The organism is Sulfurospirillum cavolei (assembly GCF_001548055.1).
In the GTDB taxonomy this organism is placed as follows: domain Bacteria; phylum Campylobacterota; class Campylobacteria; order Campylobacterales; family Sulfurospirillaceae; genus Sulfurospirillum.
Genome location: NZ_AP014724.1, coordinates 1,739,031 through 1,755,947, shown reverse-complemented (window position 1 = coordinate 1,755,947; position 16,917 = coordinate 1,739,031). Strand labels below are relative to the sequence as shown.

Below are 16,917 nucleotides of genomic sequence, written 5' to 3'. Positions count from 1 at the left end.
TATGCGTATTACATCATCGTCGCTCAACATACAAAGTTACCATGAAGAGTTGCAAAGCAGTACGGTCGTAAGGCATATCGACGATACGCACGTACAAACATTGACGCAAAACAACGAATCGGAAAACTTAACGCTTCAGGCGACGGGAAGTATACGAACGCAAACGGGGGCGGTTCTCGATATTGCTTTACACAGTACGTTATCGCGTGAAGATCGTTACGAAGCTTTCACGATACAATCGTTGGGTGCCCTCGTCGATCCTTTGGTTATCAATCTGGAAGGCGGGCTTGCTCGTATCGATTTATCGAAAACGTTTTTATTTGATCTTAACGGCGACGGAAATCAAGAAGAAATTGCTCTTTTGGGTCGCAATAACGGCTTTTTAGCATGGGATAAAAACGAAAACGGCATCATTGACGAAGGAAGTGAACTTTTTGGTACGAAAAGCGGTGACGGTTTTGCCGACTTATCCGAGTACGATGAAGACGCAAACGGTTGGATCGATGAAAACGATACTATCTTTTCCAAATTAAAAATTTGGCAGAAAAGTGCCGTACAAGACAATCTTATCTCCTTAAATCAAGCACAAGTCGGTGCATTATTGCTTGAAAGTACGGATGCGCCGTTTCGGTACAAAAACGGTGCAACGACCGATGCGTTGTTACAAAAAAGCGGCGTTGTTTTGTTTGAAAACGGTACGGCAGGTTGGATGTCACATGTAGATTTTGCGATCAAAAATACTCAAACGCAAGCATCCGACGAACAAGAAGCAAAAACGCCCGTCGGCTCAAGTATGATTTTACAAAAGGCACAAGAGTCCTCTTCCTCTTCCGATCTCAATAAAGGTCTTCTTTCCGCTTTAAAAAATCGACTCAAAATGCTTGAAAAAAAACTTGCTAAAGCTCATGATCCGGTCGAAAAAAGCGACATTATGGTGCAGATGCTCAAAATTTCGATGCAAATTGCGCAATTAGGCGGTTTATCTAAGGCGTGAGTCGGTACAATTTCGTATCTTACATGTAAAGGAAAAGCTCATGCTTGATCTTCAAACGATCGCAATGTTTATCACGGCTTCGACGCTTTTAGCCCTTGCGCCGGGACCTGATATTTTATTTGTTTTAACACAGTCGATGAGTCAAGGCAGTCGCAGCGGCATTGCCATCGCGTTAGGGCTTTGTAGCGGTCTGATTTTTCATACGACGGCGGTTGCTTTGGGCGTTGCGGTGATCTTTCAGACCTCTTTACTTGCTTTTACGCTTTTAAAAATGATCGGTGCGGCGTATTTGCTTTATTTGGCGTTTATGGCGTTCAAAGATGCAAGCAAAAGCAAACTGGAAACCGACAAAACGCCTATACGTTTAGTTTCGCTCTACAAACGCGGCATTTTTATGAACATTACTAACCCTAAAGTTTCCATCTTTTTCTTAGCCTTTTTACCCCAATTTACGCGTCCGGAAGCTGGAAACGTCACGGGACAAATCTTCATGCTCGGTGCTTTGTTTATGCTCAGTGCTTTTGTCGTCTTCTTTTTCGTCTCTTTGCTTGCAGGTCGCGTCGGTCAATGGTTCTCTCAAACCCAAAACGGGGAGAAAATACTCAATCGCGTTGCCGGAACGATTTTTGCCGCACTCGCCTTTAAATTAGCGTTCACGTCGCGATGAGCCGCGTTAAACTTATCGCCGTTATCCTAGCACTCGTTTCGGGAGTGTTACTTATCGAAATCTTTTTACAAAATCTTTTAGGCTCGTAAGAAATATCATACGTTTGTTTGTCTTCGGTGTTAGGATAATCCCAAAACGACTTTGGAGCAAACGATGAAAATAGGTCTTTTTATCCCCTGTTTTATGAACGAGTTATACCCTGAAGCTTCGATGGCAACGCTGAGGGTGCTAGAGAACTTGGGGTTGGATGTGGAATATCCATTAAACCAAACCTGTTGCGGACAAGCACAAGCCAACACAGGCTGTGCGAAAGAAACCGCCCTCTTAGCCGAACGCTTTTTTAACATCTTCAAAGACTACGACTACATCGTCGCTCCTAGCGGCAGTTGCGTGAGTATGGTGCGTCATAATTACGCCCAGTTTTTAGAAGGACGCGAGGGTTTTGAGCGTATGCGTTCACACACTTATGAACTCATCGAGTTTTTACACGATGTCATTAAACCTACCTCTATGAATGCTACATTTTCTCACAAAGTGGGCATCCACAACAGCTGTCATGCTCACAGAGAACTTGGCATGGCAAGCATGAGTGAGAAGAATGTACCCGAATTCTCCAAGATCAAAAACTTACTCGACAAAGTAGAGGGCATTAGCTACTCTGAACTCACCCGCAAAGATGAATGTTGTGGTTTTGGAGGAACGTTTGCGGTCTCCGAAGAAGCGATGAGTACGGCGATGGGACGCGCACGTTTGCAAGACCATCTAGACGCTGGCAGTGAGTACATCACCGGCGTGGATATGTCGTGTTTGATGCACATGCAAGGCTTGATCGATCGCGAAAAAATGCCGCTTAAAACGATCTATATCGCTCAAATTTTAGCAGGAGACGTCCAATGAGCCACCCAGAACTTGCCGAAAAATTTGCCGCAAATGTTGAGCGTATGAAATGGCACGACAAAGCGCTCTGGTTTGTTCGTGTTAAACGAGACAACCAATCCAAAAGCTTAGACGAATGGGAAGAGCTTCGCAATACTGCCGATAAGATCAAATCCCACACGCTCTCTCATCTGGATGAATACCTTGAGCAGTTTGAAAAAAACGCACAAGCTCGGGGCATTCGTGTGCACTGGGCGAAAGACGCGAAAGAGCACAATGAGATCGTTTTAGACATCTTGCGCTCCAATGGTGCGAAGATGATCGTTAAAAGTAAATCAATGCTCACCGAAGAGTGCCATCTCAATCCGTACTTAGAAGAGCACGGCATCGAAGTGGTAGACACTGACCTAGGTGAGCGCATCGTACAGCTTCGTAAAGAGCCGCCTTCTCACATCGTTCTTCCCGCGATTCACCTCAAAAAAGAGGATGTAGGAACAACCTTTGAGAAGTTTTTAAATACCCAAAAAGGCAATGCCGACCCAACCTACCTTACACGCGCCGCACGAGCACATTTGCGTGAAAAATTTGTAAGCGCTGACGCGGCAATGACCGGTGTGAACTTTGCCATTGCTGAAACGGGTGGCATCGTGGTCTGTACCAACGAGGGAAATGCCGACTTGGGTGCGAGTTTACCCAAGCTTCACATCGCGTGTATGGGCATTGAGAAGATCATTCCACGGTTGAAAGACCTGAGCATCTTTACACGCCTTTTAGCCAGAAGTGCAACGGGTCAACCGGTGACAACGTATACGTCGCATTATCACGGTGCGGTTGAGGGCGGACAGATGCACATCGTCATCGTCGATAACGGAAGAAGCAAAATCCTCTCTGATAAACGCTACATCAAATCGCTTCAATGCATTCGTTGTGGAGCGTGTTTAAATACATGTCCGATTTACCGAAGAAGCGGTGGTTACAGCTATGGCTATGTTATCCCTGGACCCATTGGCTCGACACTTGCTCCGAGTCGCGATCTTAAAAAATACTACAGCTTGCCGTTTGCCTGTTCTCTTTGTTTCTCCTGCTCCAACGTCTGCCCTGTCAAAGTGGATCTAGCCGATCAGCTCTACTTAAAACGCCAAGATGTGGTCGATGCTGGGTATCTAAGCCCCATCAAACACAACGCACTCAAGATGGCAACATGGCTGATGTGCCGTCCGAAACTGATGGACTTTGCTGGGTTTATGGCACGAAAAATGGTACCGCTTTTACCGCGCGCACTTGTTTATTCCAAATTCAACCTTTGGGGCAAAAACCGAGAGTTACCGCCGTTTCCCAAAAACAGTTTTAAAGAACTTTACAAAGCAAAAAAGGGTATCAAATGAGTTCACGCGAAGCTATTTTAAAAGCCATTAAAGAGGCGAAGCCTCACGATGAGAGCGCTTTACCCGAAGTCAATATTTTGCATACGACCTATGCGAATTTGGATGAAAAATTTGCAACAACGCTCGCAAGTGTCGGTGGAAATGCCGTGCATTTGGACTCTTTGGTTGAGATCGACAGCTACATCAAAGAGCATTACGCCGAAGCGACGGTCATCGTCTCAACGGTAGAGGGTTTACATGTAGGCACGAAAGAGTTAGGTGCAACGGATGATCCGCATACGCTTAAAGACGTTGATCTTGCGATTATCAAAGGTGAATTTGCCGTCGCCGAAAACGGTGCGGTGTGGGTTAAAGAGGCTGATGCAAGACACCGAGCACTTTACTTTATCGCTCAAAAGTTGATGATCGTCGTGCCCAAAGGTGAGGTCGTGCATACGATGCATGAAGCCTACACGAGGGTTGGTTTTGACGACAAAGATCTCTTTGGCATCTTCATCAGCGGACCGTCTAAAACAGCCGACATCGAACAGTCTTTGGTCATCGGAGCGCATGGTGCCACTGAGGCGTGCGTGGTCTTCATTTAATTTTGACACGCTCTGGGGGGGCAAAGCCCCCAGAGCTACGTTAACACTGAGTTTCCTTCGGCAGGAAGCCCGCGCACCTTGGGTGCTTTTCTTCTTGCAAAATTGATTTTGCAAGAAATCTCTTCCTAATCTTTTTACATGTAAAGTCTAAAGTAGTTTCTCTTTTGCGCGAAAACGCGGGAGTTGAGAGACGATGATGCCTCCAAAAATCACAAAGCTTGCCATCATTTCCGTTTGAGAGAGCACTTCGCCTAAGAAGACGTATGCTAAAAGAACGGTGAAGACGGGGATGAGATTGACAAAGACTGAGGCGCGTGACGCTTCGATGCGTCCTAAGGCGAGGTTGAACATGCCATACCCTCCTAGGGTTACGACAATGCCCAAGTAACACAACCAACCCACTGCTTCTGCTGAAAGGGTAAGTGGTACGCCCCACGACTCCCAGATGGCTAATGGAAAGAAGAAGATCGTGCCGACAAAAGCTTGAACCGCGGTCAAAAAGAGAGCAGAGAAGCGTTGGCTTAAGTAGCGCACCGAGATGGCGTACCATGTTCCACAGACCATTGCACAAAATTCTAAAAAGTTGCCCAAGAGAGGATTGGTCGCGTGCTCACTGCTTTGAGCACTAAGACTTAACCAAACCGCACCAATGACCGCCAGAGCAGAGCCGATGACAACACGTTTACTGAGGTACTCTTTGAGCACAAAACTCGCCGCGATCGCGGTCATAAGTGGCATCATGGAGGTGATCATACCCGCTTGGGACGCGGTGGTGAGTTGTAAGGCTTTGGCTTCAAAGATGAAGTAGAGGCAGGGCTCAAAAAAGGTTAACAGTAAGATGTATTTAATGTCGTGCTTGGTGAATTCGTAGGTTCGAAACTGCTTGATAAAGTAGACAAAACAGAGGCTAGCAATCGCCATACGACCAAACATCGCACTCATCGGTCCCATAACGCCCAGCACGGCTTTAAGCGCGATAAACGAGCTTGCCCACGTGAGCATGGCGATGAGTAGAAAACCAATACCGATCAAATCAATAGAGTTGTGTTTCATAATTATGGTACTTTCAAAAAAAATGAGAGCTATTCTAGCTAAGAGTTGCTAAAACAAGCGACAACACGTTACAATAAAGCTATGGAACTCTTTACCTTACGCAATTTCATCATCATTTTAGCTCTGATCGTCGGCATTGAGGTATACCGTTCTTCCCACGATCGAAATACGATGAGCCTCTCGTTGCCGCTCAATACGAAAATAGTTGCTTTTGGAGATAGTCTAACCCAAGGATACGGCGTTTTGTCCGAGCAAAGTTATCCTTCCGTTCTTGCCGAACGTTTACATGTCGATGTCGTGAACGAAGGCGTCTCGGGCGAAATGAGCGCGCAAGGCTTGGCGCGACTCTCTAGCGTTTTGGATCGCACGCAACCCGATATTTTGGTCTTGTGCCACGGCGGAAACGACCTCTTGCGTCAAAGCGACGTGCGCCAAACCAAAGCCAACATAAGTGCGATGGTAAAGTTGGCGCAAGATAGAGGTATTTACGTGCTTTTGGTCGGTGTTGCTACGTTGGATATTTTGCGCTTTAGCGTCCCTTCGTTTTATTACGACATTGCAAAAGAACGTTCATTGGTGATCGAAGACGAAAGTTTAAAGGCGATTCAGGAAAACGAAACGCTTCGCGGCGATGCGGTTCATCCCAATGCCCAAGGCTATGCGCTGATGGCGGAGAAAATCGCTTTTTTATTGAGCGAGCATTATATCCCTCCCTTGCGCCCATGAAAGCTTACATGTGGCTTTTATGCCTTGCATCGATGCTCTTTGCCGGCAATGCGCATATTACGCTCAGCGACGAGGAGCAACGCTATATCTTATCGCACCGCGATATTAAAGTATGCACCAATCCTTCTTTAATGCCGTTTGAGGTTTTGACTCCGGAAGGAAATCACGAGGGTATCGGTGCCGATCTTTTAAGTTTGGTCGCCGGACGCGTAGGGCTGAACGTTAAAATCATACAAACGTATACGTGGGAAGATAGCCTCGAAAAGGCCAAAGACGCTCAATGCGACATCGTCAGTTTAATCAGCCAAACACCCGAACTTGATACGTGGCTACTGTTTAGCGATCCGATTTTAGTCGATAAAAACGTCTTGATTACGACCGATACGCACAGTTTTATCGGCGATCTTAAATCCATTCCGAGCGGTACTCTAGCACTGCCCAGGGGGTCGCCGCTGTTTGCGAAAATCGAAAAAGAATTTCCACATGTAACGCTTTTTACGGTCGCCAGTGAGAGCGATGCTTTGGTGTTGGTCGCCAATAAACAAGTCGATATGACGATCAAGCCCTTTGCGCTGGTGGCGTATCAGATTAAGCAACAAGGATTTTTCAATCTCAAAATCGGAGGGCACGTCGAGGGCATCGATACGATTTTTCGTATCGGCATCACGGGAAACAATACGATCTTGCGCGATATTCTCAATAAAGGTATTCAAAGCGTTTCGTTACGCGAAAAAGAGACGATCGTCAATCGTTATATCCCTTCCATCGTTCAACAACCCCTGCGTAAAGAAGTATGGTACTTTTTCGGAACGATCGGGTTGATCGTAAGTATGATTTTGTTATGGAACTACATGTTACGCAAAGAGGTTAAAAAAGCGATTGCACAAAACGTCGAAAACCAAAAATTGATGATGCAACAATCGAAAAAAGCAGAACTTGGAGAGATGATCGGCAATATTTCGCATCAATGGCGAGAGCCGCTTTCAAGCCTTAGCGGCGTTAATTTAATGTTGATCGGTTTGATGGAACACGACAAAGAGATTCAAAAAGAGTTTTTGTATACCCAACTCAAAAAGGTTGAGCAAACGCTCGATTTTATGTCGCAAACGATGCAGAACTTTTTAGAGTTTTACAAACCATCGACGCTGTTACAACACTTTAACGTGTACGAATCGATCGAGCAGACGCTTTCTTTAATCGAAACGCATTTGCTTGAGGGCAACATTACGGTGGACATTCAAGGCGACGAGACGAAAGTGCTTTACGGCATTAAAAACGAATACATGCAAATTTGGCTCAATATCTTAAACAATGCGATTCATGCGTTTAAACGCTCCAACGTGGACGATAGGCGAATTCGCGTGATGATTTTAGACAAAGAAGTGCGCATTTGCGATAACGCGCGAGGACGTATCGATGACAAAGAACTGAACAAAGGCGTCGGACTTCCGATGTGCAGGCGTATTTTAGAAAAGTACCGCCAAAAACTTCTCTTTCAAAATACTCCAAATGGCGTTTGCATTCAAATCGTACTTTCAAATGCCTAAACGGTAGCCGCTTTCGGCGACGGTATGGATAAACTGTTTGCCGATCTTTTTGCGCAAGCGCATGATGAAATTGGCAATCGCCCCCTCGCTTACCTCTTCATAATCCCAAACCGAAGCTAGTAGCATATCTTTGGTTACGATTTGGTGTGCGTTTTCGATGAGAAGAGAGAGAAAAAGCGTCTCTTTTTTGCTCAGCTCAATCAGTTCCCCGCTTTTGAGGTGAAGGGTTTGGTTTTGTCGGTCGAATACGTCGCCGTTTTTAAGCACGATCGTTTCGTTTTTGAAAAAAGCTCCGGCGCATTTTTCCAAAGAGGCGACAAAGTCTTTGTAGGTAATCGGTTTTAAAAGATAGGCGGTGAGGTTGAGCGGAATCGCACGAAATAAAAACTCTTCGTTTTTGTTGCCGCTTAAGACGATGATCGGAATTGTTGTTTCGATTTTTCTCACTTCCTCGATAAAATTTAACCCGTTTTCGTTGTTCAGTTTGATATCGCAAATGATCAAATCGACCCTTTGCGATGCAAAAGTTTCGCGTGCGCTTTGAAGGTCTTTACAGTGGTAAATCGTTTGAACGAAAAGGGCTAAAAGCGTCATAAAATTTTGTGCGAAATCATCGTTGTCTTCGACAAATAAAACGTTTTTTGTTTTTAAAAGCTCCACGCGTTTCGTCCTTTTTTTTACGTGAATTATAGCGTTGCATTGGTAATAACTTCCTGATGACGCTAGCGAAAATGGCGAGGGGTTTCGGCGTCGTTTTATCATAGAAATCACGCATAAATCACAAAATTTTTTATATATGATGAGATTAATGAGATGCTTACGTACTACAATGAGCAGGAAAGTAAAGTGCTTTGAGGTGAATAAAGATTTTTTTGTTGCAAAACGTATCAAAAAAATCGACGGCTTTACTTAAAGATTACCAAACGCTACACAAACTTACCTAAGGGAGGTACATTATGACAGCTAGCAGTTCCGGCGCGACCGGAAAGATTGCTTGGTTTTTCGTTGCGATACTCGGTGCTATTGCGTTAGGCTATATCGCGCTTAATCGCGGCGAGACGATTAATGCCATGTGGATATTAACCGCCGCCGTGTGTGTTTATTTGATCGGCTATCGCTATTACAGCCTTTACATTGCCGATAAAGTCTTAAAAGCCGACGGCACGCGCATGACACCCGCTTTTCGTCATAACGACGGATTGGACTACGTTCCGACCAATAAAGTGATTTTGTTCGGACACCATTTCGCGGCAATCGCGGGTGCGGGTCCTTTGGTCGGTCCGGTTTTAGCAGCGCAACTAGGGTATTTACCCGGAATGCTTTGGCTTTTAGCCGGTGTCGTTTTGGCCGGAGCGGTTCAAGACTATATCGTTCTTTTCGTATCGACAAGACGCGATGCGCGCTCTTTGGGCGAACTCGTCAAAATGGAGATGGGAACGGTTCCGGGCATTATCGCGTTGATTGCGTGCTTTATGATTATGATCATAATCTTAGCCGTTTTGGCGATGGTCGTCGTTAAAGCCTTAACGCACAGTCCTTGGGGTACGTTTACGGTTGCCTTTACAATTCCTTTAGCGATTTTTATGGGGATTTACCTACGCTTTATTCGCCCCGGTCGTATTTTGGAAATTTCGGTCGTCGGTTTTGTGGGATTGATCGTGGGTATTATGCTCGGCGGACAAGTCGCGGCTAGCCCGACTTGGGCACCTTATTTCGATCTTAGCGGCGTTGCATTGACATGGTCGTTGATCGCTTACGGTTTTATCGCGTCGGTTCTTCCCGTATGGTTGCTTTTAGCACCGAGAGATTACCTCTCCACTTTCTTAAAAATCGGAGCAATCGTCGGTCTTGCGATCGGTATCGTTTTATTGATGCCCGATATGAAAATGCCGGCAATGACCAAGTACGCTTTTGGCGATCACGGTCCGGTTTGGACGGGTAGTTTATTTCCGTTCTTGTTTATCACGATTGCGTGCGGCGCGGTATCGGGTTTCCACGCATTGATCTCTTCGGGTACGACGCCTAAAATGTTGGCGAACGAGAAAGAAGCGCGTTTGATCGGTTACGGCGGTATGTTGATGGAATCTTTCGTCGGTATGATGGCATTGATCTCCGCTTCGATTATCGATCCGGGCGTTTACTTTGCGATGAACTCTCCTTTGGCGGCACTCAATCCAAGCGGTTTAGCCGACGTTGCGGCGGCGGCAAGTGCGACGGTTAGCAATTGGGGCTTTGTCGTCACTCCCGACGTTTTAACGAACATCGCGGCAGACGTAGGCGAAAAAAGCATCGTATCGCGTGCGGGCGGCGCACCGACTTTGGCGGTGGGTATGGCTCAAATCATTCACGGAGCACTCGGCGGTTTAGGTTCGATGTCGTTTTGGTATCACTTTGCAATTTTATTTGAAGCACTTTTCATTTTAACGTCCGTCGATGCGGGTACGCGTGCGGCTCGTTTTATGTTGCAAGATCTTTTAGGTTTGATCAATCCGACGCTTAAACGTACCGACTCGTTGTTTGCCAATCTTTTGGCGACGGCACTGGTTGTTATGGCATGGGGTTATTTCCTTTACGTGGGCGTTGTCGATCCTTTGGGCGGTATCAATACCTTGTGGCCGCTTTTCGGTATTACCAATCAAATGTTGGCGGGAATTGCCTTGATGTTATGTACGGTCGTTCTTTTCAAAAAGAAAGAGCAAATGTACGCATGGGTTACCATCGTTCCTTCCACATGGCTTGTTATTTGTACGATGAGTGCCGGTTGGTACAAAGCGTTTAGTAGCGACCCTGCGATCGGTTTTTTCGCAAAAGCAAACCAACTCTCGTCTTTGCTTGCAAGCGGTAATTTTAAACCCAATGCGGTTTTCAAATCGCAAGAAGCGGTTGAACGCGTTATCTTTAACAATCAAATCGACGGATTTTTGATCGTATTTTTTATGATCGTCGTCGTCGTGATGATTTTCTTTACGGCTCAAGCATGCCTTAAGGCACTTAAATCCGATAAAGATACGGCGGTTGAAGTCCCTTATGCACCTTTGCCTGCCAACGCGGAAGATATTTTACGCGGCGCAGTGCATTAAGCAAGCGCATAACTCAAGAGGGCTTTTGCCTTCTTGAGGCTTTTTTTAAGGAGAACCGATGTTTGAAAATCTTGCAAAAGCCGGAAAATATCTCGGACAAGCCGCGCGCCTGATGGTCGGCGTGCCCGATTACGATACGTACGTTCAGCATATGCGCGTAACGCATCCCGAGCAAACACCTATGACCTATGAAGAATTTTACAAAGATCGCGTTGAAGCGCGCTACGGCGGAAAAAACGGTACATCGCGTTGTTGCTAAGGAGACAAGAGATGCTTTTAGACGTGACGATTTTAACGGGATTTTTAGGTTCGGGTAAAACGACGCTGATTAATTATTTATTGGAGCAATCCAAAAACGAGCGTATCGCCATTATCGAAAACGAATTCGGTGCGGTGGGCGTCGACGGAGCGTTGTTAAAAAGCAGCCCCGACGTCGAGATCGTGGAACTAAGCAACGGATGCGTCTGTTGTTCGATTCGCGGCGAATTGACCGAAGCGTTAAAAGGGATATTGGACAAAATGGATCAAGGACTCTTTCAAGCCGATCGTTTAATCTTAGAAACGACGGGCTTGGCGGACCCCGCACCGATTATTCAGACATTTTTCGTGGACGAGACGATTCGCGAACGTATTCGTTTGGATGCGGTCATTACGCTTGTCGATGCGATTCATTGTCTCAAACAGCTTGACGAGCATCGCGTATGCGCTTCGCAAATCGGTTTTGCCGATCGCATTATCTTAACCAAAGCCGATTGTGTCGACGAGGCTCAAAAACAGAGTGTTTTGGAACGTTTGGCGTCTATCAATTCAAAAGCGGAGATTTTCGAGGCTTACCGAGGCGTTTTACCCAAAGAAGTTTGGATCGGTATCGGCGCGTTTGAGTTAAGCGATGCGCTTAAAATCAACCAAGGTGTTTACGAAGTCAAAGACGCTCAAAACATTCGTTTCAAATCGTTTAGTGCCTCCAAACCGACACGCTCGTTTAACGATGACATCGAGTCGTACGTGTTTCGTGCCGAGAAGCTCGATTTGACGCGTATCGGTGCGTTTATGGAAGCTTTGATCGAAGAATGGGGCAATGACATGTTACGATACAAAGGCGTTTTGGCGATTCAAGACGAACCCAAACGTTTAATCGTTCAAGGCGTGCACAAAGTCGTCGGTTTTGACTACGGCTCGGAATGGGGCGAGGAAGAGGCGACTTCGCTTTTGGTCGTTATCGGGCGTAAAATTCCTTATGAACGTTTAGCGGAAAAATTTCAAGCGTGCGGCGCGTAGCGTAGCGCCGAAATCTCGTAAGCGTTTAGCGACTTTCCTTCACGCGTGCGATCAGTGCTTGAAGGTACTGCTCCGCTAAAGTTTGCATCTCTTCTCCCGAGAGGCTCAACGCGGAGTCTTTGGTCGGAATATTGTGCCATAAGACGGCAAGCTGCGTACAGGTTTTAAACAGCTCTTCGGGACTCATTTTTACCAAAATAGCAACGACTTCTTGAGGCAGGTTTTTAGGGTCGAGTTGATGCAATGCCCTAATACCGGCTAAAAATTTTTCTAAAACAGGGTGCACGCGTGTTCCTTTTTTTGTGTGCAATTATGCCACATTTCGCTAAGAAGCATCTAAAAAGAGCCGACATGTAAGAGCCTTTTGCTTCTCTTCACGTTACAATCATCTTAGTACAAAATGGATTTAAGACGACGAACGAACGATTTTGACATGTAAAGGCGTGAAGATGAGTATGTACGATTTGGAAGCGTTTTTACGCTCGATCTATCCGTTTGGGCTTTTAAGCAAAAAAGAGATGTCCGGCGTCATCGCTTCGGTGAACATCGCTTACTACAAAAAAGAGACGCTTTTGCTCTCGCCCTCGCTTAATGCCGAATTTTTATACGTCGTTATCAAAGGTGAAGTCGGCGAATACCAAGAAGAGGAGCTGGTCAAAGTTTACGGCAAATCCAGTTCGTTCGATGCGGACGCCTTGATCTACGGTAAAAGCGAGAGCCATTTTAAGGTTTTGGAAGAGCTGATTTGCTACGAGCTAAAAAAAGAGGATTTTTTAGCACTTTTGGACAGCAACGCCGCGTTTAAAGCCTATTACATTCAAGGTCTTGCCAACAAAATACAATCCGCTAAACAAAAAGAGTATACGACCGAGCTCTCCGGTTTTATGATGGCGCGCGTGCACGATAGCTATCTACACGAACCCACCGTCGTCGAAACGGAGTGCTCCATTATGAGTGCTTTGCGGCAAATGGAAGCCAAAAAAAGCAGTTGCATCGTCGTGCGAAGCGCGCAAGGGTACGGCATCGTGACCGATAGCGTCATCAGACGGCACGTGCTTTTTGAAGGATATGACAAAGAAGCAAGCATCGGACCGATTGCGCTTTTTCCGATGATTACGATCGAGGCGGACGATTATCTCTTTAACGCGCTTTTAATGTTTACCAAACATTCGATTAAACGGCTCGTCGTGACTAAAGACGGCGAGATCGTCGGGATTTTGGAGCAGTTGGATTTGCTGAGCTATTTTGCCAATCACAGCTATTTGGTTGCGGTACAGATCCGCAAAGCAACAAGCTTCGAAGAGCTGAAACAAGCGAGTTTGGACGTGACGAGTATTGTCAAAAAACTTCACGTTAAAGGTACGAAAGTCGATTATATCGCCAAATTGATTTCGGAAATTCATGAAAAAATCTATGAAAAACTCTACCATATGATCGTTCCGGAAGCTTTGGCGCAGAAGGCGTGTTTGATCGTGATGGGAAGCGAAGGTCGAAAAGAGCAGATGCTCAAAACCGATCAGGACAACGCACTCATTATTGCCGAAAAAGAAGATACGGAGGCATTTGTGCCTTACATGCAGCGGTTTAATGAAATTTTGATCGATTTTGGATTCCCCAAATGCGAGGGAAATATCATGGTTTCCAATCCGTATTGGCGCAAATCTTTAGGCGAATACGAAAAAGAGATTGTGCGGTGGCTTGACGCGCCGAATATGGAAGATGTCATGAATATGGCGATTTTCGTCGACAGCATCGCCGTTGCGGGTGATCGTCGTTTGCTGGCTCACGTGAAACGCAAACTCTATGAAGGCGTTGAAGGGCAAAGCCCGCTTTTAGCCAATTTTGCTAAACCGGCGGTAGCGTTTGAAACGCCTATCGGTATGTTCGCGCATCTGATTGCCGAAGACAACCGCATCGACGTCAAAAAAGGAGGTATTTTCCCGATCGTTCACGGGATTCGCAGTTTGGCGTTGGAGTACAAAATCGAAGCGACCGATACCGTGACGCGCATTAAAAAACTTGCCAAAGAAGAGGTTTTCGACGCCAATTTTGCCTCAACCCTCATCGAAGCTTTGGATACTTTTTTAAGCTTGCGTTTGAAAGAGCGTTTGGAGCGAGGCGATGATGCGCCTTCTGACAATTTGATTCGCATTGAAAAGCTCAATCAACTCGAACTCGAACTTTTAAAAGACAGTTTCAAGATCGTCAATACCTTTAAAAAGTTTTTGACGCACCATTTTAAATTGTCGTTGGTAAGTTAACATGTGGGAAAAATGGCTGCGTTATCGTAACGCTCAAAAGCTCAAAGACGAGCGGTATCGGTTTTTGTTCGACGCGCCCCCTTTGGACGAAGTCGTGGTTTTCGATACCGAAACGACGGGGCTTAACCCTAAAAAAGACGAGATTCTCTCCATCGGGGCGGTGATCGTCAAAGAGAATAAAATTTTAACTTCGCAAAAGTTTGAGCTTTTCGTTAAACCCAGCCGTGAGATTAACGAAGCGAGCATTAAAATCCACCAAATCCGCAATATCGATCTGGAAAACGGCATCGCCCCGCACGTGGCGATAGAGCAGTTTTTACACTTCATCGGCGCTCGCCCTTTGGTTGGGTATTACCTTGAGTTTGATATGAAGATGATCCACAAATACATCAAACCGTGGCTTGGCATCACCTTACCCAACCCTCAAACCGAAGTTTCAGGGCTCTACCACGACAAAAAGATCAAACTAATCCCCGATGGCGTCATCGACCTACGGTTTGACGTGATGATGAACGACTTAGGACTCCCCATCTTCGGAAAACACGACGCACTCAATGATGCGGTAATGACGGCGATGATGTATATAAAGCTTCGGAATATTGAGAGGGTGTAAGGTTACATGTAAAGATTAATCTTTAGTTGTAGCCCCTAACTCTTTCCCTTTTTTTGTCAATTCAAGCACCTTTTCAGCAAGACCAAGTGTATTTTCATGAGAGTCTTGTTTGGAGTAAACTTTTGAAAGAGGGTCTTCTAACATTTTTTCAATCGTTGGTAAAATAAATGCTGTATCTATCTTATCGCCTATATAAGGTTTTAATACATCATGTCCCGTCAAAAGATTTTTAGCAAGAAGTGATTTTTGTCTGTACTCTTGAGAAAGTCGCTTGTATTGAAAATATATTTTCAAACAAACACCTGAAACTGTAGCAAAAAAAGCAATGAGACCAATTTTAGAGAAAATAGGGCTTAGTGCATAAATGGAATTCACCAAACCATCATGGAATATCTTTTCCATTTCATCACTTGGCACTAGTAAACAAATCTTATGATAGTACAGAACACAAAAAATACCAATAAATGACGCAATGGCTAAGGCTTGCCAAACAATACCAGTCCTAAAGTATTTACTCTCTAATCTTTTATATTCTTGGGATAATGTATCCGAAAACTCTATGGTTTTTGTTTTTTGCGCTTTATCTAAAGCTTCTTTCGCAAGGTTTAAAGTTGTTGTTGCATCCGTAGTAAGGGTTTCGATAGGTGCTAAATCTTCTAATTTTTTTTCTAATTTAGTTAATCCAATCTGATAATATTTGAAATCATTAGTTCTTGTTTGCGTTTCTTCTTCTATTTTGGCAGATAATGTGTTGATAGCTTGTTCTATTTGAGTGTAATTGGGAGCTTTTTCTGAAAGAATATTTTTTATACTTAAACGAGCATTTTCTGGCTTGCTCTCAAGTTCATTTAAGGCAGTTAATAAAGAGTCTTTTGTTGTCGTAAATTGTGCTTGACGGGATGATGCTTCTGGTACGGCAATAAATAATTTAATTGCACTATTGAAAGCATGAATTTGGGCTAAAATAATTGATTGTTTTGTTTCGTCCAATTTAGAAAAATCTATTTCTCTAATTTTCTCAAAAAGTTTATTTGTCTCTTCTAAAAAACTTGCATCAAAATGAGGTACGATTGCCGCTAAGCAAGTCTCTTTGAGATTTAATAATTCTTGCACACCATTTTGTAATTTTTCATTCATATGTGCCCCTAATCTTCAAGAATTTACATTAAGGCTTATTATACATCATTTGGTGGGGGTGGTAAGTCAATGTGTAATTTAATAAATACTGCTTCTTTAAAATGGAGTATGCTATAATACTGTATTATAAACTACAAGGAGACACCATGACGGCGACGGTACGGCTTGATGAAGCCCTAGAATTGAAGCTTGAGCGCATCGCTAAAACCTTGCGTAAGAAAAAAAGTGATGTCATACGTGATGCGATAGAATTTTATGCTACTAATGTTGAATCGGAAAAAAAATCACGCATACGTTTAGCGGTTGAAAAAACAAAAGAGGCAGACAAAGCCGTCTATGAGAGCATTGAAGGAACGTTGAATGACGGTCTGTAAGGGCGATATATGGCTTGTGAACCTCAATCCAATTAAGAAAAATAATGAAATGGGGAAGATAAGACCTGCGGTTGTGTTTCAAAACGATGAGTTGAACCAAAGCGAGTACCCAACCACCATTATTTTCCCACTGAGCACCTCACTGATTGATGATGCCGAACCCATTCGTATGCGCATTGCTAAAAGAGAACTGTTGGAGCAAGATTCAGATGTGGTTGTTACGCAAATACGAGCCATTGACAATGAGCGTTTCATCCAAAAACTAGCAACATTAACGCCCCAAGAGCTTCAAAAATTAAGAGAACTCTTTGAGGAAGTTACGCTTTAAAAGCCTGACATGTA

The 16,917-nt window shown here is 44.7% G+C and carries 18 protein-coding genes; 14 read left to right on the top strand and 4 right to left on the bottom strand.

The window, feature by feature from the left end; all coding sequences use genetic code 11:
* Window position 1 precedes the first annotated feature (1 nt).
* The 5 genes from UCH003_RS08975 to UCH003_RS08955 all read left to right on the top strand — a co-directional run bounded on the left by UCH003_RS08975 (window position 2) and on the right by UCH003_RS08955 (window position 4,506).
* Window positions 2–994: a hypothetical protein gene (locus tag UCH003_RS08975; RefSeq protein ID WP_060826249.1), complete on the top strand. Its 993-nt coding sequence runs from the start codon at window positions 2–4 to the stop codon at window positions 992–994.
* Window positions 995–1,034: 40 nt separating this feature from the next.
* Entirely contained in the window at window positions 1,035–1,661 is a 627-nt protein-coding gene (locus tag UCH003_RS08970; protein ID WP_041962575.1) for a LysE family translocator, read from the top strand.
* A 153-nt stretch (window positions 1,662–1,814) separates the two neighbouring features.
* On the top strand, window positions 1,815–2,558 hold the full coding sequence (locus UCH003_RS08965; RefSeq protein WP_060826248.1) for a (Fe-S)-binding protein: 744 nt from the start codon (window positions 1,815–1,817) through the stop codon (window positions 2,556–2,558).
* Complete coding sequence (locus UCH003_RS08960) at window positions 2,555–3,922, top strand: lactate utilization protein B (protein ID WP_060826247.1); 1,368 nt, start codon at window positions 2,555–2,557, stop codon at window positions 3,920–3,922. Before UCH003_RS08965 ends, UCH003_RS08960 begins: the two co-directional genes overlap by 4 nt.
* Complete coding sequence (locus tag UCH003_RS08955; RefSeq protein ID WP_060826246.1) at window positions 3,919–4,506, top strand: LutC/YkgG family protein; 588 nt, start codon at window positions 3,919–3,921, stop codon at window positions 4,504–4,506. The genes UCH003_RS08960 and UCH003_RS08955 overlap by 4 nt, the downstream gene beginning before the upstream one ends.
* A 147-nt stretch (window positions 4,507–4,653) precedes the next feature.
* Here UCH003_RS08955 and UCH003_RS08950 read toward each other — a convergent pair whose 3' ends face one another.
* The gene (locus tag UCH003_RS08950; RefSeq protein WP_060826245.1) at window positions 4,654–5,559 is read right to left on the bottom strand and encodes a DMT family transporter; all 906 of its coding nucleotides are present in this window, start codon (window positions 5,557–5,559) and stop codon (window positions 4,654–4,656) included.
* 81 nt (window positions 5,560–5,640) lie between these two features.
* On the opposite strand from UCH003_RS08950, the gene UCH003_RS08945 reads away from it, so the two are divergent.
* Both UCH003_RS08945 and UCH003_RS08940 read left to right on the top strand, forming a co-directional pair.
* The gene (locus tag UCH003_RS08945; RefSeq protein ID WP_060826244.1) at window positions 5,641–6,285 is read left to right on the top strand and encodes a GDSL-type esterase/lipase family protein; all 645 of its coding nucleotides are present in this window, start codon (window positions 5,641–5,643) and stop codon (window positions 6,283–6,285) included.
* Window positions 6,286–6,293: 8 nt separating this feature from the next.
* Window positions 6,294–7,832 (top strand): transporter substrate-binding domain-containing protein, encoded by a 1,539-nt coding sequence (locus tag UCH003_RS08940; protein ID WP_060826243.1) that lies wholly within the window; start codon window positions 6,294–6,296, stop codon window positions 7,830–7,832.
* Here the strand turns inward: UCH003_RS08940 and UCH003_RS08935 are convergent.
* On the bottom strand, window positions 7,821–8,492 hold the full coding sequence (locus UCH003_RS08935) for a response regulator transcription factor (protein WP_060826242.1): 672 nt from the start codon (window positions 8,490–8,492) through the stop codon (window positions 7,821–7,823). The two genes, UCH003_RS08940 and UCH003_RS08935, sit on opposite strands and share 12 nt — an antisense overlap.
* Window positions 8,493–8,788: 296 nt before the next feature.
* Between UCH003_RS08935 and cstA the strand changes: the two genes are divergently transcribed.
* The 3 genes from cstA to UCH003_RS08920 are packed head-to-tail and all read left to right on the top strand — an operon-like array spanning window position 8,789 to window position 12,190.
* Window positions 8,789–10,912: a pyruvate/proton symporter CstA gene (gene cstA / locus UCH003_RS08930; RefSeq protein WP_060826241.1), complete on the top strand. Its 2,124-nt coding sequence runs from the start codon at window positions 8,789–8,791 to the stop codon at window positions 10,910–10,912.
* Between the two features lie 58 nt (window positions 10,913–10,970).
* Window positions 10,971–11,171: a YbdD/YjiX family protein gene (locus tag UCH003_RS08925; RefSeq protein WP_060826240.1), complete on the top strand. Its 201-nt coding sequence runs from the start codon at window positions 10,971–10,973 to the stop codon at window positions 11,169–11,171.
* Between the two features lie 11 nt (window positions 11,172–11,182).
* Window positions 11,183–12,190, top strand: coding sequence for a CobW family GTP-binding protein (locus UCH003_RS08920; protein ID WP_060826239.1), 1,008 nt, complete (start codon window positions 11,183–11,185; stop codon window positions 12,188–12,190).
* 25 nt (window positions 12,191–12,215) lie between these two features.
* Here the strand turns inward: UCH003_RS08920 and UCH003_RS08915 are convergent, their stop codons facing one another.
* Window positions 12,216–12,476 carry a hypothetical protein gene (locus UCH003_RS08915; protein ID WP_060826238.1) on the bottom strand — a complete coding sequence of 87 codons (261 nt, stop codon included), beginning with the start codon at window positions 12,474–12,476 and terminating at the stop codon, window positions 12,216–12,218.
* A 163-nt stretch (window positions 12,477–12,639) separates the two neighbouring features.
* Here UCH003_RS08915 and UCH003_RS08910 point away from each other — a divergent pair, with 163 nt between their 5' ends.
* Both UCH003_RS08910 and UCH003_RS08905 read left to right on the top strand, forming a co-directional pair.
* Window positions 12,640–14,451, top strand: coding sequence for a DUF294 nucleotidyltransferase-like domain-containing protein (locus UCH003_RS08910; protein ID WP_060826237.1), 1,812 nt, complete (start codon window positions 12,640–12,642; stop codon window positions 14,449–14,451).
* A gap of 1 nt (window position 14,452) precedes the next feature.
* Window positions 14,453–15,064 (top strand): 3'-5' exonuclease, encoded by a 612-nt coding sequence (locus tag UCH003_RS08905; RefSeq protein WP_060826236.1) that lies wholly within the window; start codon window positions 14,453–14,455, stop codon window positions 15,062–15,064.
* 15 nt (window positions 15,065–15,079) lie between these two features.
* Here UCH003_RS08905 and UCH003_RS08900 read toward each other — a convergent pair whose 3' ends face one another.
* A complete protein-coding gene (locus tag UCH003_RS08900) occupies window positions 15,080–16,201 on the bottom strand; it encodes a hypothetical protein (RefSeq protein ID WP_060826235.1) in 1,122 nt (373 codons plus the stop codon).
* A gap of 146 nt (window positions 16,202–16,347) precedes the next feature.
* Between UCH003_RS08900 and UCH003_RS08895 the strand changes: the two genes are divergently transcribed.
* Together UCH003_RS08895 and UCH003_RS08890 are read left to right on the top strand one after the other, a co-directional pair.
* Window positions 16,348–16,575 (top strand): ribbon-helix-helix protein, CopG family, encoded by a 228-nt coding sequence (locus tag UCH003_RS08895; protein ID WP_060826234.1) that lies wholly within the window; start codon window positions 16,348–16,350, stop codon window positions 16,573–16,575.
* Complete coding sequence (locus UCH003_RS08890) at window positions 16,562–16,903, top strand: type II toxin-antitoxin system PemK/MazF family toxin (protein WP_039675231.1); 342 nt, start codon at window positions 16,562–16,564, stop codon at window positions 16,901–16,903. The genes UCH003_RS08895 and UCH003_RS08890 overlap by 14 nt, the downstream gene beginning before the upstream one ends.
* Window positions 16,904–16,917: the final 14 nt, after the last annotated feature.

Excerpts from the sequence above, each read along its gene's own strand:
- UCH003_RS08965 (WP_060826248.1), top strand. The coding sequence starts at position 1,815 with ATGAAAATAGGTCTTTTTATCCCCTGTTTTATGAACGAGTTATACCCT.
- UCH003_RS08900 (WP_060826235.1), bottom strand. The coding sequence starts at position 16,201 with ATGAATGAAAAATTACAAAATGGTGTGCAAGAATTATTAAATCTCAAA.
- UCH003_RS08960 (WP_060826247.1), top strand. The coding sequence starts at position 2,555 with ATGAGCCACCCAGAACTTGCCGAAAAATTTGCCGCAAATGTTGAGCGT.
- UCH003_RS08890 (WP_039675231.1), top strand. The coding sequence starts at position 16,562 with ATGACGGTCTGTAAGGGCGATATATGGCTTGTGAACCTCAATCCAATT.
- UCH003_RS08955 (WP_060826246.1), top strand. The coding sequence starts at position 3,919 with ATGAGTTCACGCGAAGCTATTTTAAAAGCCATTAAAGAGGCGAAGCCT.
- cstA (WP_060826241.1), top strand. The coding sequence starts at position 8,789 with ATGACAGCTAGCAGTTCCGGCGCGACCGGAAAGATTGCTTGGTTTTTC.
- UCH003_RS08940 (WP_060826243.1), top strand. The coding sequence starts at position 6,294 with ATGTGGCTTTTATGCCTTGCATCGATGCTCTTTGCCGGCAATGCGCAT.
- UCH003_RS08905 (WP_060826236.1), top strand. The coding sequence starts at position 14,453 with ATGTGGGAAAAATGGCTGCGTTATCGTAACGCTCAAAAGCTCAAAGAC.
- UCH003_RS08945 (WP_060826244.1), top strand. The coding sequence starts at position 5,641 with ATGGAACTCTTTACCTTACGCAATTTCATCATCATTTTAGCTCTGATC.
- UCH003_RS08920 (WP_060826239.1), top strand. The coding sequence starts at position 11,183 with ATGCTTTTAGACGTGACGATTTTAACGGGATTTTTAGGTTCGGGTAAA.
- UCH003_RS08910 (WP_060826237.1), top strand. The coding sequence starts at position 12,640 with ATGAGTATGTACGATTTGGAAGCGTTTTTACGCTCGATCTATCCGTTT.
- UCH003_RS08895 (WP_060826234.1), top strand. The coding sequence starts at position 16,348 with ATGACGGCGACGGTACGGCTTGATGAAGCCCTAGAATTGAAGCTTGAG.
- UCH003_RS08975 (WP_060826249.1), top strand. The coding sequence starts at position 2 with ATGCGTATTACATCATCGTCGCTCAACATACAAAGTTACCATGAAGAG.
- UCH003_RS08950 (WP_060826245.1), bottom strand. The coding sequence starts at position 5,559 with ATGAAACACAACTCTATTGATTTGATCGGTATTGGTTTTCTACTCATC.
- UCH003_RS08970 (WP_041962575.1), top strand. The coding sequence starts at position 1,035 with ATGCTTGATCTTCAAACGATCGCAATGTTTATCACGGCTTCGACGCTT.
- UCH003_RS08925 (WP_060826240.1), top strand. The coding sequence starts at position 10,971 with ATGTTTGAAAATCTTGCAAAAGCCGGAAAATATCTCGGACAAGCCGCG.